This is a genomic window from Serratia sp. Nf2 (assembly GCF_003028435.1).
GTDB lineage: Bacteria > Pseudomonadota > Gammaproteobacteria > Enterobacterales > Enterobacteriaceae > Serratia > Serratia marcescens_L.
On record NZ_PYTW01000007.1, the window covers coordinates 53,774 to 70,249 of the forward strand.

General features: G+C 60.7%; 14 protein-coding genes. 7 read left to right on the top strand and 7 right to left on the bottom strand.

Features of this window, described 5'->3' with window-relative positions; translation table 11 throughout:
- Positions 1-7: 7 nt before the first annotated feature.
- A complete protein-coding gene (locus C9411_RS16195; protein ID WP_063989064.1) occupies positions 8-1,471 on the bottom strand; it encodes a serralysin family metalloprotease in 1,464 nt (487 codons plus the stop codon).
- A 681-nt stretch (positions 1,472-2,152) separates the two neighbouring features.
- Here C9411_RS16195 and C9411_RS16200 point away from each other — a divergent pair.
- Entirely contained in the window at positions 2,153-4,471 is a 2,319-nt protein-coding gene (locus C9411_RS16200; RefSeq protein ID WP_107227492.1) for a zinc/cadmium/mercury/lead-transporting ATPase, read from the top strand.
- A gap of 89 nt (positions 4,472-4,560) precedes the next feature.
- Here C9411_RS16200 and tusA read toward each other — a convergent pair whose 3' ends face one another.
- Entirely contained in the window at positions 4,561-4,806 is a 246-nt protein-coding gene (gene tusA / locus C9411_RS16205) for a sulfurtransferase TusA (RefSeq protein ID WP_025304890.1), read from the bottom strand.
- 220 nt (positions 4,807-5,026) lie between these two features.
- On the opposite strand from tusA, the gene C9411_RS16210 reads away from it, so the two are divergent.
- The 3 genes from C9411_RS16210 to C9411_RS16220 all read left to right on the top strand — a co-directional run bounded on the left by C9411_RS16210 (position 5,027) and on the right by C9411_RS16220 (position 6,806).
- Positions 5,027-5,686, top strand: coding sequence for a 7-cyano-7-deazaguanine/7-aminomethyl-7-deazaguanine transporter (locus C9411_RS16210; protein WP_060424186.1), 660 nt, complete (start codon positions 5,027-5,029; stop codon positions 5,684-5,686).
- A gap of 41 nt (positions 5,687-5,727) precedes the next feature.
- The gene (locus C9411_RS16215; RefSeq protein ID WP_063989066.1) at positions 5,728-6,162 is read left to right on the top strand and encodes a GNAT family N-acetyltransferase; all 435 of its coding nucleotides are present in this window, start codon (positions 5,728-5,730) and stop codon (positions 6,160-6,162) included.
- 80 nt (positions 6,163-6,242) lie between these two features.
- Positions 6,243-6,806 (top strand): DcrB family lipoprotein, encoded by a 564-nt coding sequence (locus C9411_RS16220; protein ID WP_025304887.1) that lies wholly within the window; start codon positions 6,243-6,245, stop codon positions 6,804-6,806.
- A 35-nt stretch (positions 6,807-6,841) separates the two neighbouring features.
- On the opposite strand, the gene glpC is transcribed toward C9411_RS16220, so the two are convergent.
- From glpC to glpA, 3 genes are read right to left on the bottom strand one after another with little or no spacing between them, the layout of a single operon-like run.
- Positions 6,842-8,041, bottom strand: coding sequence for an anaerobic glycerol-3-phosphate dehydrogenase subunit GlpC (glpC, locus tag C9411_RS16225; RefSeq protein ID WP_063989067.1), 1,200 nt, complete (start codon positions 8,039-8,041; stop codon positions 6,842-6,844).
- Positions 8,038-9,306 carry a glycerol-3-phosphate dehydrogenase subunit GlpB gene (glpB, locus tag C9411_RS16230; protein ID WP_107227493.1) on the bottom strand — a complete coding sequence of 423 codons (1,269 nt, stop codon included), beginning with the start codon at positions 9,304-9,306 and terminating at the stop codon, positions 8,038-8,040. Before glpB ends, glpC begins: the two co-directional genes overlap by 4 nt.
- Positions 9,296-10,945: an anaerobic glycerol-3-phosphate dehydrogenase subunit A gene (gene glpA, locus C9411_RS16235; protein ID WP_107227494.1), complete on the bottom strand. Its 1,650-nt coding sequence runs from the start codon at positions 10,943-10,945 to the stop codon at positions 9,296-9,298. Before glpA ends, glpB begins: the two co-directional genes overlap by 11 nt.
- Positions 10,946-11,309: 364 nt before the next feature.
- Between glpA and glpT the strand changes: the two genes are divergently transcribed.
- Together glpT and glpQ are read left to right on the top strand one after the other, a co-directional pair.
- Entirely contained in the window at positions 11,310-12,662 is a 1,353-nt protein-coding gene (gene glpT, locus C9411_RS16245; RefSeq protein ID WP_063989070.1) for a glycerol-3-phosphate transporter, read from the top strand.
- 83 nt (positions 12,663-12,745) lie between these two features.
- Positions 12,746-13,825: a glycerophosphodiester phosphodiesterase gene (glpQ, locus tag C9411_RS16250; RefSeq protein ID WP_019452531.1), complete on the top strand. Its 1,080-nt coding sequence runs from the start codon at positions 12,746-12,748 to the stop codon at positions 13,823-13,825.
- 32 nt (positions 13,826-13,857) lie between these two features.
- Here the strand turns inward: glpQ and yigL are convergent, their stop codons facing one another.
- The gene (gene yigL, locus C9411_RS16255; RefSeq protein WP_063989071.1) at positions 13,858-14,655 is read right to left on the bottom strand and encodes a sugar/pyridoxal phosphate phosphatase YigL; all 798 of its coding nucleotides are present in this window, start codon (positions 14,653-14,655) and stop codon (positions 13,858-13,860) included.
- A gap of 4 nt (positions 14,656-14,659) precedes the next feature.
- The gene (pldB, locus tag C9411_RS16260; RefSeq protein ID WP_060424198.1) at positions 14,660-15,703 is read right to left on the bottom strand and encodes a lysophospholipase L2; all 1,044 of its coding nucleotides are present in this window, start codon (positions 15,701-15,703) and stop codon (positions 14,660-14,662) included.
- A 147-nt stretch (positions 15,704-15,850) separates the two neighbouring features.
- Here pldB and rhtB point away from each other — a divergent pair, with 147 nt between their 5' ends.
- On the top strand, positions 15,851-16,471 hold the full coding sequence (gene rhtB, locus C9411_RS16265; RefSeq protein WP_063989072.1) for a homoserine/homoserine lactone efflux protein: 621 nt from the start codon (positions 15,851-15,853) through the stop codon (positions 16,469-16,471).
- The last annotated feature ends 5 nt before the right edge of the window (positions 16,472-16,476 follow it).

The following is a 16,476-nucleotide window of genomic DNA, read 5'->3' on the forward strand; positions in this document are numbered from 1 at the left end:
TGCTGCGTTACACGATAAAGTCAGTGGCGACGTCTACCTGGCCGACGATTTTCACCAGGAAGTCCGGCGCCTGATGGCCACCAATGTTCACCGACAAATCGGTCACGTTGTTGGAAGCGTTGTAGCTGAGCAGCGCTTCGCCGGCCGCGCCGCTGAAGTGATCGACGAAGTGAATGAAATCGCTGCTCTGCGCTTCTTTATTGAAGAACGACAGGTCAATTTTGTCGATCCCCTTCTGGAAGTCGCGGATCCAGTCTGAAGCGCCCGGTGCGGAATCGCTGGCGGCAGAGAACACGAAGATGTCTTTGCCGGCACCGCCCCACAGCTCATCCGCCCCGCCGCCGCCGAACAGCACGTCGTTACCTGCGCCGCCTTTCAGCACGTTGTTGGCCGCGTTACCGACGATCACGTCGTTGCCGGAACCGCCGATAGCGTTCTCGATGGTCACCCCGGCGGCGATCGAGACGTTGCCCTTCAGGCCACCCACGTCGGAGAACGATTTCTCGTTCAGGTTGATGCGCTGGTTCGCGGTGTAACCGGAGAAATCGAAGGTATCGTTACCGCCCGCATCCCAGGCTGCAAAGATCACTTTCTGCGAGTTGCTGGTCGTGCTGAGGAAATCGCGACCGGTGTTGGAGTTAAAACCGTACACGGTGTCGCCGGTGCGGGTCGACAGATTGGCGCCATAGAGATGCTGAATGGCGGCAATGTCATCCAGCAGCGGAGCCGCGGCATAGTGGCCGCCGTTGTCGCCACCGGTGTTGGTTTCACTCCAGTAGCTCATCAGGCTGAACTGGCGGGTATCCTCCGCATAGGTGACGTCGCGATAGGTCGGGTTACCCTCACCGGCGTTGTAGTCGCCCGGGTGGCTCAGGCCCAACGCATGGCCAATCTCATGGGTGAACGTCTGACGACCGTAGTCTTCGGTCGCCGGATGCTTCACGTTGGATTGGTTGACGTTGTACCAGGTCTGGCCGCCCAGATCCTGGCCCTGCCAAATGGTGTTCGGCAGGAAGGCGTAGGCCTGGGTGCCGTAATCATAGTGGCCTGGGCGATCCTGGCTGTAGTTGCCGAAGGTGATGTTGGCCTTTTGACCGGCCGCCACTTCAGTGAAAGTGATATTGGCGACGTCGGCCCAGGACTGCAGCGACAGCTTAGCCTGCTGTTGCTGTTCCGCGCTGAACTTGCTCAGCCCGGTGTCGCCGGCGACGTTGGTGGAAGAGAACTTATAGTCCGGGAAGGAGAAGGTTAATTTAACCGGCTGGCCAAATACCTTGTAACCGTTCCAGGTTTGATTCTCGCGGGTAATAAACAGCCCAGCTTGCTCGTTAGAAAATGAATCCTTGCCATTAATCTGAATCCCGTTACCCCGCTCATGATAATGCAGCAGGTCGTCTACAGCATCGTAGCCGGTTGTTGCGGCTGCAAGGCTGGATTCAGTAATTTCAATTGCCTTTTTAGTAGATTGCATTGGTTCGATTCCACTCATTACCTGATTGATATCAATCAGACAGATAGACATAACCTCCCCGTAAGCCACGGTTAATGAACCTTAAGCTTGCTGGAAGGGGCTTATGCGCCGTTACCGGCAGTGTGTTAGGTAGAATTAATGCATATATATCAGCAAATAAGATCGCCATTAAAAATGGTAATCGATTCCAATTATAGGCAGGGCCGCAAAACTGCACATAAAATAATCAACCATTTATTATCGCAACGAAAGTTTGTTATGCTGCTTTTTAGGATTATTTACAAAACAAATGAAACTTGATGAGGATAAGTTGGCACCAAACTTCAATAGTAATGCGGCCTGCAGACTCAAGCGAATCATGCTGGCTTCGCACAGGGAAAAGGGTAAATTTTGCTAAAGCGTTATAGATTAATAACTCTTTATTATTAGGTCGCGCGATTTTTTAGTTTCTATAGGAATATTATTTTCTTATTTAAACTAACGGCGGCGAGCCTTTTCATCCCAATAGAGGATAAGAAAAGCCGATAGATTAAAATTCGCATTATTCATTATTGAATGAATACCCCTTTATAGGCCCGAACGCCGTTAGCAATAATTCTCATCCGGCGCTTGACTCTGGAGTTGACTCCAGGGTGTAGAGTCAGCTGAGCAAACCCGTTTAACAGCCCGAAGGGGGACGTTATGCACAATCAGCAAAACCATAATCATCAGGAACATCACCACGCCGAAGGCGGATGCGGCTGCAACCACAGCCACAGCAAAACTCAACATGGCTGCAGCAGCGAGCCGAAAAACGCCGCCGCACAGGCCGAACACGCCCACCACCATCACGATCATGGCGATAGCGGCAGCTGCACCGCCGCACCCGACGATCCGGACGAGGAAAGCGACAGGCTGGCCGCCGCTCCCCCTTCCGGTAGCCAACGTTTCAGCTGGAAAGTCACCGGCATGGACTGCCCCAGCTGCGCCAAGAAAATCGAAAATGCCGTCATTTCACTCCCCGGCGTCGACAGCGTGCGCGTGCTGTTCGCCACCGAAAAACTGGTGGTCGACGCACAGTCCGACATCAGCCTGCGGATCCAGGACGCGGTCGCCCAAGCCGGCTTTACCCTGCTCGGCACCCAGACCGCCAAAGCCCCCGCGCCGAAAACCTCACGCTTCGGCGAATTCGCACCGCTGCTGCTGTTAACCACCCTGATGATCGTCAGCTGGGTGCTGGATCGGGTTAACCCGGAGCTGGGCCGCATCGCCTTTATCGCCACCACGCTGGTCGGATTGGCGCCGGTAGCCACCAAGGCGCTGCGTCTGATTCGTTCCGGCACGCCGTTCGCCATCGAAACGCTGATGAGCGTGGCGGCCATCGGCGCGCTGTTCATCGGCGCCACCGCCGAGGCGGCGATGGTGCTGCTGCTGTTTATGGTCGGTGAGCTGCTGGAATCCTACGCCGCCAACCGCGCACGGCGCGGGGTGACGGCGCTGATGGAGCTGGTGCCGGAAGATGCGCTGCTGCTGCAAGGTGCGGAGCGCAAACGCGTGCCGGTCGCCAGCCTGCGTCCGGGCGATGTGATTGAAATCGCGCCCGGCGGGCGCCTGCCGGCCGACGCCGAGCTGCTCAATCCGTTCGCCAGCTTCGACGAAAGCGCCCTGACCGGCGAGTCGGTGCCGGTCGAGCGCCAACAGGGTGAGAAAGTGGCCGCCGGCAGCCTGTCCGTCGATCAGGCGGCGCAGATGAAGGTGATCTCCGAGCCCGGCAAAAACGCCATCGACCGCATTTTGCAGCTGATTGAAGAGGCCGAAGAGCGCCGCGCGCCGATCGAACGCTTCCTCGATCGGTTCAGCCGTTATTACACCCCGGCCATTATGCTGCTGGCCGTCGCGGTGATCCTGCTGCCGCCGCTGCTGTTCTCGCAGCCGTGGGATACCTGGATCTATCGCGGCCTGACGCTGCTGCTGATCGGTTGCCCATGCGCATTGGTGATCTCGACTCCGGCGGCCATTACATCCGGGCTGGCAGCCGCCACGCGGCGCGGCGCGCTGATTAAAGGCGGTGCGGCGCTGGAACAGCTGGGCCAGATACAAACCATCGCCTTCGATAAAACCGGTACCCTGACCGAAGGCAAGCCGACGGTGACCGACGTGCTGCCGATCGGCGCGCGCACCGAACAGCGGCTGCTGCAGCTTGCCGCCGCGGTGGAAGCCGGTTCACATCACCCGCTGGCGCAGGCGATCATCAACCGCGCCGCCGAAAGCGGGACTGAGCTGCCGCTGGCGCAGGCGCGCCGCGCGCTGGCCGGCGTCGGCGTGGAAGGGATCGTGGACGGCAAGACCGTGCTGATCAGCGCGCCGGGCAAGCTGGCACCGGGCCAGCTCGACGCTCAATGGCAGAGCCAGGTAGACAAGCTGGAAAACGCCGGCAAAACGGCGGTGGTGGTGCTGGAAGACGGCGCGCCCATCGGCTTGCTGGCGCTGCGCGATACGCTGCGCGGCGACGCCAAACAGGCGATAGCCGAACTGAACGCGCTGGGTATTCGCGGCGTGATGCTGACCGGCGACAACCCGCGCGCCGCCGCGGCGATCGCCGGCGAGCTGGGCCTCGACTATCGTGCCGGCCTGCTGCCGGAAGATAAGGTCAGCGCGGTCACCGAATTGAGCGAACTGCGCCCGACGGCGATGATCGGCGACGGCATCAACGACGCCCCGGCGATGAAGGCCTCCAGCATCGGCATCGCCATGGGCAGCGGCACCGACGTGGCATTGGAAACCGCCGACGCCGCCCTAACCCACAACCGGCTGGTAGGCATCGCGGAGATGATCCGCATCTCGCGCGCCACCCACGCCAATATCCGGCAGAACATCACCATCGCATTGGGGCTGAAGGGGGTCTTCCTGATCACCAGCCTGCTGGGGCTGACCGGTTTGTGGCTGGCGGTGCTGGCCGACTCCGGCGCCACCGCGCTGGTCACCGCCAACGCGCTGCGGCTGTTGAAAAAGCGCAGCTAAGTTCGGAAAGTAATACGGGCGCGGCATAGCGCGCCCGTTGTCATTTCGGGGAAAGGAACTTTTCCTTCATCAACACGACCGTGTCGCCGTTATACACCTTTACGCAGCAGATAACGGTATGGCGCCTGCTCGGTCTCCTGCGCCACCAGCGTATGCTCCATAAAGCGGCAGAACCCCGGAATATCGCGGGTGGTGGCTGGATCGTCGGCGATAATCAGCAGCGTTTCGCCGTTGTCCATATGGCGCACGGTTTTGCGCACCATCATTACCGGTTCCGGGCAACGCAGGCCCAGCGCGTCGAGCGTCTGGTCTGCCTGGGCAAATAAGTCAGTCATGCAATTTTTCTCGTTCAAAAACGATCGGCGAACGCTCGCCGCATCTCATTAGCGCCTAGTTTACGCCGGTAGTTTTTCTGCGCAAGATGCGTTAACGTTTGCGTTAAATTTAACCATTGCATTGGTTGCGCAAACGCGTATCATGCCGCCGCGCAGCGTTTTTTGCTGTTTTGACAAGACACACTGGGTTCCCTCACCCCACTGCTAAAAAGGCTACAATATGTATTCGTTTACCGCACAGCAGCGCTTCACGGCGTTGGTCTGGCTTTCGCTGTTTCATATCGCCATCATTACCTCCAGCAACTACCTGGTGCAGCTGCCGATCACCGTTTTCGGCTTCCATACCACCTGGGGCGCCTTTACCTTCCCGTTTATCTTCCTCGCAACCGATCTGACCGTGCGCATTTTCGGCGCGCCGCTGGCGCGGCGGATTATCCTGGCGGTGATGGTGCCGGCGCTGTTCATCTCTTACGTGATCTCCACCGTCACCTATCAGGGAGAATGGCAGGGCTTCGCGGCGCTGGGCAGTTTTAACCTGTTCGTGGCGCGCATTGCCGTGGCCAGCTTTATGGCCTACGTACTCGGCCAGATCCTCGACGTTCACGTCTTTAACCGCCTGCGCCAGCGCAGCGCCTGGTGGGTGGCGCCGGCGGCGGCGATGTTCTTCGGCAACATCAGCGATACGCTGGCGTTCTTCTTCATCGCCTTCTACAAGAGCAGCGATCCCTTCATGGCCAATAACTGGGTGGAGATCGCGCTGGTGGATTACAGTTTCAAGGTGATGATCTGCCTACTGTTCTTCCTGCCGATGTACGGCGTGTTGCTGAACATGCTGCTCAAACGCATCGCAGCGCGCAGCGGCAGCCTGCAGCCGAGCTGAGTCGTGTTATTCTGGGCGGCCCTATCCTTTGGAGGCCGCTCATGACCCCAATCGTCCGCACCGCCACGCTCGAAGAAATCCACCGCCTTTACCAACGCATCCCCGAATTCGGCGGCCTGCATAGCCTGGCCGATCTGCAGCGGCGTATCGGTGCCGCCCCCGCCAGCCTGTTGATCGCCGAGATAGGCGGGCAGCCGGCCGGTTTCAAACTCGGTTATCAACGGCAGGAAACGGTGTTTTACAGCTGGCTGGGTGGCGTGCTGCCGACATGCCGTCGCCACGGCGTGGCGCAGGCCTTGTTGGCCGAACAGGAACGCTGGGCGCGGGCGCAGGGCTATCGCCAACTGACGGTCAAAACCCGTAACCGGTTCCGCGCCATGCTGACGATGCTGCTCGCCCATCACTATCAGATTGTTCAGCTGGAAAAGATAGGCGAAGTGGCTGATTATCGGCTATTACTGGAAAAAAACTTGTGACAACATCTGCCTTGCATTTCAACCTGGAATAGGTTGCGATACGACAGTGAATCCCTACCGGAAAGGAAGAAGGAAGCCCGATGCGTAAAGTAGCGAAATTGATGGGTATCAGCCTGCTGGCGCTTGGCCTCGCGGCCTGCGACGGCAACACCAAAGACACCAAGGCAGCGCCAGACGGCGCAGCGGCCAGCGCGCCGGCTGGGCAGCAGGTCAGCCTGCTGGACGGTAAACTGGCGTTCACCCTGCCAGTTGGCATGGCGGATCAGAGCGGCAAGCTGGGCAACCAGGCCAACAACATGCATGTTTACGCAGACAGCACCGGCCAGCGCGCGGTGATCGTCATCCTGGGCGACAAGACCGCCGACAGCCTGGAGACCCTGGCCAAGCGCCTGGAGAATACCCAGCGCGCGCGTGACGCCAACCTGCAGGTGATCACCAACAAAGCGCTCGACGTCAACGGCGTGCCGCTGCGTCAGCTGGACAGCATCATCACCAGCGGCGGTGAAAAAGCTTATTCCTCCGTCCTGATCGGTTCGCTGAACAACAACATGCTGACCATTCAGGTGACGCTGCCGGCGGACAATCAGCAGCAGGCGCAGACCGAAGCCGAAGGCATCATCTCCACCCTGAAGCTGAAGCAGTAATCCCACAGAGGGCCGGCTTGCCGGCCCTTTCGTTTTTACGTCAGCGCCTGCGCCAGCAAGGTGATCGGATGTTCGCAGCGCTTGCTGGTGGACATTTCTATCTGCCATTTGCAGGTTTCGCAGTCGGTCACCACCAGATCCACCCCGCTCTCTTCGATCTGCCGGAACAGCGGCGCGCCGATACCTTGCGAAGTGGCGTAGTTCTCCGATTTAAACCCGTAGGTGCCGGCGATGCCGCAGCACTGCGAATCCAGCACCACCAGCTCCAGCCCCGGAATCTGCCGCAGCAGCTCCAGGGTGTAGGCGGTCCAGCCCATTTTCTCCATATGGCAAGGCGTGTGATAAGCCACCCGCAGCGGCGTGTGCTGCAGCGGCAGGCTGCGCCCCTGATTGATCAGGCGATAGAGATAGCGCGTCGCCAGCTCCACCCGATCGCGCACCGGGGTAGTGTCCACGTCCAGCAGATGCGGGTATTCGTCGCGCAGGGTGAAGGTGCAGCTCGATGAGGTCGCCACCACCGGAATGCCGCGTTCCAGCACCGCTTCATGCAGCGATTCGGCGTTGACCCTGGCCTGCTTTTTGGCCTGCTCGATAAACCCGTTGGCGATCAGCGGCACGCCGCAGCATTTCTCGCGTTTCAGTAGCTGCACGCCGATATCCAGCGCGTTGAACACCCGGATCAAATCCTTGCCCAGCTGCGGATGGTTATAGTTGACGAAGCAGCCGTGGAAAAACGCCACCTGCTCGGCATAACGCTGCTGAGCCTGCACCTGTTGCCGGTACCAGCGGCGGAAGGTGCCGAACGAGTATTTCGGCAGTTCGCGACGGTGATCGATCTTCAGCGCCTTGTCCAACAGCTTGCGCACCGGTTTCAGCCCGGTAGCGGCGTTGACGATCGGCGCGAACGGCGTCGACAGCGAGCCCATGATGTCGGTGTGGCTGAGGATGGCGTCGCGCAGCGTCGGCTTGTTCTGGGCGAAGTCGGCGCGGGCGCGTTGAATGATATCGCCGATTTTGACGTCGGACGGGCAGGCCACTTCACAACGTTTGCAGTTGGTGCAGTATTTCAGCGCTTCGTCGTACAACGCCGGATCTTTCAGCCGCAGCCGCTCGCCGTCCGGCCCCGCCTGTTTCGGCCCCGGATAGAGCGGGTTCACTTTGGCGACCGGGCAGTAGGTGGTGCAGACGGTGCATTTGATGCAGCTTTCAAAGCTGTGGTCCTGATGCAGGCTCATGCGTTTTCCTCCGCGGCGATCTGCTGCGCGACGTGCAGCGCACCGATCAATGACACGCCGGCGCCGCAGCCTTGCTGCAGCGGATCGTAGCCGCCGGCGACCGCGCCGATGGCATACAGATTGTCGAACGGCATTCCCTGTTTCATCGCCCGCAGCCTGCCGTCGGTGCGCACGCCAAACTGCAGATAAGGCTGCGGTGCAAACAGCTCGCGCCGGCTCCAGTCGGCGCGATCCGCGCGGCTGTGTACGTCCAGCTTGAAGATTGGCTCGCGCACCCCGTCGAAATTCGCCACCAGCCCGTTGCTGAAGAAGCTGCCGCTGGCCAGCACCACCTGCTGCGCCCGCAGCGGAATATCGCCGTGGTTGCGGGTATACAGGCCGGTGACGCGGCCGGCTTCACACTCGGCGCGCAGCACGCTGTCGCCAGGCATGAAAACGCCGCCCAGCTGTTGGAAACGCCGCCGCAGCGCCTGATGCAAGCGCATGCCGGGCACCGAAGGCGGCAGCGTCGGCAGCAGCCGGATCGGCTTGCCGACCGCATCCTGCAACACCGCCAGCGACGCATCGTCCTCCAGGCCCAGACAGGCAGGCAGGAAGAGCGCCTCGGCTTCCCCCGCCAGCCGCCGCAGCTCTTCGGCCATCGGCGGCAGGCTTTCCATCAAATCCAGTACCCGGGCGATGTTTACCGCGCGGAACTCGCTGGGGTTATTGCGCAATCGGTCCAGCGCCGGCATGTGCAGATAGGCCACCTCCGTCTCTACGCCGAGCTCGCGGCTCAGGGAGTCGGCGGCCATCTGCGGCTGGAAGTCGAGGAATCCTTCGATGCCGATCACCGCGATGCGCCGCCACGGCAGTTGGCCGGTCAGCGGCAGCGTCGGGATCGCCTGCGGGCTGAGCCAGGTGGCACGGCGTGTGCCGAGCGGCGTAATACGCAGATGGTTATTGGCTCCCTCGCCCTGCAGGTTCAGCCCGCAGCGCTCCAGCAGCCGCTGCGCGGCGGCGGACAGCGCCGCCACCCGGCCGGGCCCGATCAGGGCATACGGATGCTGCGGCGCCTGCTGCGCCAGCTGCGGTAACGCCGCCAGCGGCATCTCGACCGGCGTGCCGTCCGGCAATCTCGCCAGCAGATCGAGCGAGCCGGAGGAGAAGTAGAGCGCGCTCTGGCCAGAACTGACCACCGCGCAGCGCTTGCCCTGTTCGGCTACGGCAATGGCGCAGCTCAGGCCCGCCAGGCCGCCGCCAATCACCACTACGTCAAATCGCATCATCCGCCTCCTGCTCTTTGTCGGCCTGGGCCTCAAGCCCGCATAACCCCTGGTAAACCCAGCTGGTAAATTCGCTCTCGCGCAGCGCATCGCCCCAGGCGATCGGCCGTACGCCTTTCCACCGTTCGTTGAGGAACTGCGACAGCTGCGCGATGGATTGCTGCGGCGTGCTGACGTTAAAGCGCGTCAGCAGCCCAGCGGCGCGGCAGGCGCAGAGTTCGCCCTGGCAGGTGCCCATGCCGACGCGGGTGCGGCGGCGCAGATCCACCAGGTTATTGACGGTCAGCGAGTTGACCGCATAGCGCACTTCCCCGGCGGTCACCGCCTCGCATTCGCACACCAGGCTGGTGTCGAGCCGATCGGCCGCCGGCACCTGGCTGGCGCGATCGCCGTGGCGGTAAATTGCTGAGCCGCGAATACTGGCGGGCAGTGAAACCACGCTGCGCACCGTTTCCTCCGCCGACTGTCGGGATCCGGGCAACGCGTCTTGCGCGGTGGTGCACGGGCGGTTTACGCCGAGCTTGTCGCACACCTTGTCGGTGGCCCACTCTGCCATCAGGCGGTAGGTCATCAGCTTGCCGCCGGTGATGGTGATAAACCCTTCCAGCCCGTCGCGGCTGGCGTGATCGAGCAGCACGATGCCGCGGCTGACGTTGCGCCCGCTAGGGTCGTCGTCGCTGGCCACCAGCGGCCGCACCCCGGCATAGGCGCGCAGAATGCGGGTCTGCGCCAGGGTGGGCGCCAGCAGCGCCCCCTCGCGGATCAGAATGTCCACCTCCTGCGGGGTCACCAGCATGTTGTCAATTTGGTCGTAGTCGATATGGGTCGAGGTGGTGCCGATCAACGAGATGGTGTCGCCCGGCACCAGGATGTCGGCGTCTGCCGGTTTGCGGCAGCGGTTGATCACCATGTTGTTGATGCGATGGCCGAGGATCAGCAGCGCCCCTTTGGCCGGGAACATGCGGATGCGCAAGTCGGCGTATTCGGCGATCTGCTGGCCCCAGATGCCGGCGGCGTTGACCACCACCGGCGCATGCAGCTCATAACGCCGCTGATTCTGATGGTCGTAAACGCGCACGCCCGCCACCCGATCGCCGCTGCGCAACAATCCCACCACCTGGTGGTAGGTCAGGATCTGCGCGCCGTGTTCGCGCGCGTCCAACATGTTGGCGGCGGTCAGCCGGAAAGGATCGACGGTGCCGTCCGGCACGCGCACCGCGCCGATCAGCGCCGGGTTAGCCGCCGGCTCCAGCCGCAGCGCCAGCTGCGGGTCGATCGCCTCGGCGTCGATGTCGGCCTGGCGACAGGCGGCGATAAACTGTTGCTGATAGTCCAGCGAGTCCTGCGGCAGGGTGATGAACAGCCCATTGGTGCGCTCGATACAGTGATGAGCGATACGTTTCAGGATGCGGTTTTCTTCGATGCACTCGCGCGCCGACTCGCCGTCGGTCACCGCATAGCGCGCACCGCTGTGCAATAAACCGTGGTTGCGGCCGGTGGCGCCGGTGGCGATGTCGTGGCGCTCCAGCAAAATGCAACGCAAGCCGCGCCGCGCACAGTCGCGGGCGATGCCTGCGCCGGTGGCGCCGCCGCCGATGATGATCACATCCGTTTCGCCGCCGTCAAAATAGCTGCTCATGTCGCTCCCTCAGGATCGGTAGTTATGAGCCTATTGAGCCACGGTTATTAGGGTCTTTGTTTGATAAGGAACAATAACGAACATAAAACGAAATAAAAATGACCACAAAAAACCATCAATGTGATCATAATCACGATTTTTGGACGTTTTTCTATTTCATAACGTTAACGAATCGCTCAAAATCCGCCGTGGTTTCATGAAAGTGTAACAATTGCGCCATTCGTCACAGCGACACCAGGCGTATTTGTCGACAATGGCGCTCGTTATGGAACACAAAAACACCACATTCGATATCCGCTCAATCATCAAATGAACGTAAAAGGTCATATTGATGTGATAACAGATAAAGCCATCGGAGGCGCTCATGTTGAGTATTTTTAAGCCGGCCGCACACACCGCCCGTGTGCCGAGCGATAAGGTAGATCCGCTCTACCGTAAGCTGCGCTGGCAAATTTTCCTGGGGATCTTCTTCGGTTACGCCGCCTACTACCTGGTGCGTAAGAACTTCACCCTGGCCATGCCTTACCTGATCGAACAAGGCTTCAGCCGCGGCGACCTCGGCTTCGCGCTGTCAGGCATCTCCATCGCCTACGGCTTCTCCAAATTCATCATGGGCTCGGTCTCCGACCGTTCCAACCCGCGGGTGTTCCTGCCCGCCGGCCTGATCCTGGCGGCGGCGGTGATGTTGTTCATGGGCTTCGTGCCGTGGGCCACCTCCAGCATCGCGGTGATGTTCGTTCTGCTGTTCCTGTGCGGCTGGTTCCAGGGCATGGGGTGGCCGCCGTGCGGCCGCACCATGGTGCACTGGTGGTCGCAGAAAGAACGCGGCGGCATCGTTTCCATCTGGAACTGCGCCCACAACGTGGGTGGCGGCCTGCCGCCGCTGCTGTTCCTGCTGGGTATGGCCTGGTTCAACGACTGGCACGCGGCGCTGTACATGCCGGCCTTCGGCGCCATCCTGGTGGCCCTGATCGCCTTCGCCCTGATGCGCGACACCCCGCAATCCTGTGGCCTGCCGCCGATTGAAGAGTACAAAAACGACTATCCGGACGACTACAGCGAAAAAGACGAAGAAGAGCTGACCGCCAAGCAGATCTTCATGCAGTACATTCTGCCGAACAAGCTGCTGTGGTACATCGCGGTCGCCAACGTGTTCGTCTATCTGCTGCGTTACGGCATTCTGGACTGGTCGCCGACCTACCTGAAAGAAGTGAAACACTTCGCGCTGGACAAATCTTCCTGGGCCTACTTCCTGTATGAATACGCCGGTATCCCGGGCACCCTGCTGTGCGGCTGGATGTCGGACAAAGTGTTCAAAGGCAACCGCGGCGCCACCGGCGTGTTCTTCATGACGCTGGTGACCATTGCCACCGTGGTGTTCTGGATGAACCCGGCCGGTAACCCGACCGTGGACATGATCTGTATGCTGGTCATCGGCTTCCTGATCTACGGCCCGGTGATGCTGATCGGCCTGCACGCGCTGGAGCTGGCACCGAAGAAAGCCGCCGGCACCGCCGCGGGCTTCACCGGCCTGTTCGGCTACCTGGGCGGCTCGGTTGCGGCCAGCGCCATCGTCGGTTACACCGTGGACTTCTTCGGTTGGGACGGCGGCTTCATGGTGATGATCGGCGGCGGCGTGCTGGCGGTTATCCTGCTGCTGCTGACCATGCTGAACGAAAAGAAACACCACGCGGAAATCGCCGCCAAGCGCGGTTAAGCGTCACACGACTTTTGCATGATTTAAAGGCCGCCCTGCGGCCTTTTTACTACCCTGCCCCCAACAACACGGAGAAAAACGGAATGCGGACTCAAGTCAAAGCCCTGCTGACAGGGATCATTCTCGCCACCTCGATGGTCAGCGCCGCACAGGCGGCGGACAAAGTGGTGATCGCCCACCGTGGCGCCAGCGGCTACCTGCCGGAACACACCCTGCCGGCGAAAGCGATGGCCTACGCCCAGGGCGCCGATTACCTCGAACAAGATCTGGTGATGACCAAGGACAACGAGCTGGTGGTGTTGCACGATCATTACCTCGATCGCGTCACCGACGTCGCCGAACGCTTCCCGGACCGCGCGCGCAAAGACGGCCGCTACTACGCCATCGACTTTACGCTGGCGGAGATCAAATCGCTGAAGTTCACCGAAGGCTTTGAAATCGAAAACGGCAAGAAGGTACAGGGTTATCCTGGCCGCTTCCCGATGGGCAAATCCGACTTCCGCGTACACACCTTCCAGGAAGAGATCGAGTTCGTGCAGGGTCTGAACCATTCGACCGGCAAGAACATCGGCATCTACCCGGAAATCAAGGCGCCTTGGTTCCACAAACAGGAAGGCAAAGACATCTCCAGCAAAGTGCTGGCGGTGCTCAAGCAGTACGGCTATACCGGCAAAAACGACAACGTCTACCTGCAGTGCTTCGACGCCAACGAGCTCAAACGTATCAAGAACGAGCTGGAGCCGAAGCTGGGTATGGACCTGAAGCTGGTGCAGCTGATCGCCTATAACGACTGGCAGGAAACCTACGAGCAGAAAGCCGACGGCAAGTGGGTAGAATACGACTACGACTGGATGTTCAAACCGGGCGCGATGAAGAAAATCGCTCAGTATGCCGACGGTATCGGACCGGACTACCACATGCTGGTGGTAGCGGATAAATCCAAGCCGGGCCATATCGTGCTGACCGACATGGTGAAAGAAGCGCACGCCAGCAAGCTGGCGGTGCATCCGTTCACCATCCGCGCCGATGCGCTGCCGAAATACGTGACCGACGTGAACCAACTGTATGACGTGATCTACAACCAGGCCGGCGTCGACGGCGTGTTCACCGACTTCCCTGACAAGGGCGTGCAGTTCTTGCAGAAGCAGGGCCAGCACAAGTAATAACCAGGGCGCCGCAAGGCGCCCTGGTTATTTCAGAGGAACATCTTGCGCAGGTAGTGCGGCACCGCGTTATCGACGTTGGAGCCGATCACTTCCAGCTCCGGCAGCATATCCTTCAGGCGCTGATGCGCATCACGCATGATGCAGCCCTTGCCGGCCATCGACAGCATCTCCAGATCGTTCATGCCGTCGCCGAAGGCGATGCACTCTTGCAGCGTATAGCCGATGATCTTGGCCACTTCTTCCAGCGCATGCCCTTTCGACACGCCGCCCGCCATCACTTCCAGGCAGGTCGGGAACGAGAAGCTGACATTGACCCGATCGCCCCAGCGCGCGTTGATGGCGTCTTCCACCTGCAGCAAACGCTCGTGATCTTCACAGGTGAAGTAAACCTTGCAGACGCCGTCGGTTTCCAGCAGGCCCGGCTCAAACAGCTGATATTTGAACACCGACTCCTGGAAGAATTCTTCCTGCTCCGGGCTTTCGCGGTTGGTAAACCAATCGTCGTTACGGTAGACGTTGGTGGTGATCTCCGGATCGTCGTGCAGCATGCCGTACAGATCGCGGGCGATATCCCCGTCCAGGTTATGGCTGAAAATCAGCTCGCCGGCGGTGTTATGCACCCGCGCGCCGTTGGAAGTGATCATAAAGGCGCTGATCTCCAGGCTGTCGCGGATCTGCCCCACGTCGATATGGTGGCGGCCGGTGGCGAACACGAAATGCACGCCGCGTTGGGTCAGCAACTTCAGCGTTTCTTTGGCGTACGGCGACAGGGTATGGTCGGGAGACAGCAGCGTGCCATCTAAATCGGAAGCGACGACGTGATACATAGCGTTATGTTCTAACCTCTGATGGAGTTGTCGGCGGCAGCGCGCCGCCTAAGTGTTGAGCAAAGAAGCGCAGGATTGCGTTCAGTGCTTCGGCGCGCATCGCGTCCCGCTCGAACAGGATCTCATGGCGTGCGCCGTTGATAACCCACGGGAGCCCCCCTTCGCAAGGACGCCCCGCGTCTGACAGAGCCTGACAAAAAGCCTGGTGCGAACGGTTGTCGACCACCCGCTCCTCACCGGCTTGCAAAAGCAACAGCGGCGTTGTTATCTCCCCGGCCTGAGCGATAATCTGCCGGCCGGCACGAATGCTCTCCCGCACCCAATGGTAGGTCGGCCCGCCCACCTGCAGCTCGGGGTAATCGGCATAATAGCGCAGGCTGCGCCGATAGCGTTCGCGGCTGTGGGTCAACACGTTAACCACATAGGGCAGCGGCCGCCACTGGCCGGTGCCCACCGCGTAATAGTCGCGGATCGCCGGGCGGGTCTCCGCCCAGTCGAGAATGCGGTCGGCCAGCCAGCCCGGCATCGGCAACTGGATGCCGAACATCGGCGCGCAAAACGCCGCCGCGTCGAACGCCTGCGGCCGACGCTGCAGGAACTGCGCCAGGATCGCGCCACCCATCGAATGCGCCAGCGCGAAGCGCTGCCGATAACCGCGCGATTCGACCTCGCGCTGCCAAAGCTGCTCGAAATCGTCCACGTAGTCGGCGAAGTTTACCACATGACCGCGGTGCGTATCCGCCAGTAAACGGCCGGAGCGCCCCTGGCCACGATGATCGACGATCACCACATCGTAACCGCAGTGGAACAGATCGTAGGCCACCTCGGGGTATTTCACGTAGCTTTCGATGCGGCCGGGGCTGACCACCACCACTCGCTGATGCCGTGCGGAGCGAAAACGCACAAAGCGGATCGGCACGCCGTCCACGCCGCTGAACTCGCCTTCTTCCCGCAGCCGCCAGAAGTCCAGCAGCGGCCCGGTGGCGAAGGCAGCGAATTGCGTTTCACGCGTTAACCAGTCATCGGAGCTGAGAGTGAACGAGGTCATCGAGAGCGTTTTCCCTGTGGGGCCGGCGGAAAATGTGACCGCTGGCACAAGAAATCATACTAGCGTATTGTGATTCAATTCTTACAAAAAACGGCGCCGCCTCGGCGCATTGTGGCACAAAACGACACTTTCAGGGAGCCGAGAACCATGACCTTGGACTGGTGGTTAACCTACCTGCTGACCACGCTTATCCTCAGCCTGTCCCCCGGCTCAGGCGCCATCAATACCATGAGCACCGGCATCAGCCACGGCTATCGCGGCACCGCCGCATCGATCGCCGGGCTGCAGGTCGGGCTGAGCGCGCACATCGTGCTGGTGGGCATCGGCCTCGGCGCGCTGATTTCTCAATCGCTGCTGGCGTTCGAACTGCTGAAATGGCTGGGCGCCGCCTACCTGGTGTGGCTCGGCATCCAGCAATGGCGCGCCGCCGGGGCGCTGGATCTGCATGCGCTGGCGGGCAGCATGCCGCGCCGCCGTCTGTTCCGCCGTGCGGTGCTGGTCAACCTGACCAACCCGAAAAGCATCGTGTTTCTCGCCGCGCTGTTCCCACAGTTTATCTTGCCCAATCAGCCGCAGGCCGAGCAGTATCTGGTGCTCGGTGTCACCACCGTGCTGGTGGATATTCTGGTGATGATCGGTTACGCCACCCTGGCGACGCGCATCGCCGGCTGGCTGAGAACCCCGCGCCAGATGCAACTGCTTAACCGGGTGTTCGGTTCGCTGTTCATTTTGGTGGCGGGGCTGCTGGCGACCGCCCGCAAAGCCTGACAAAA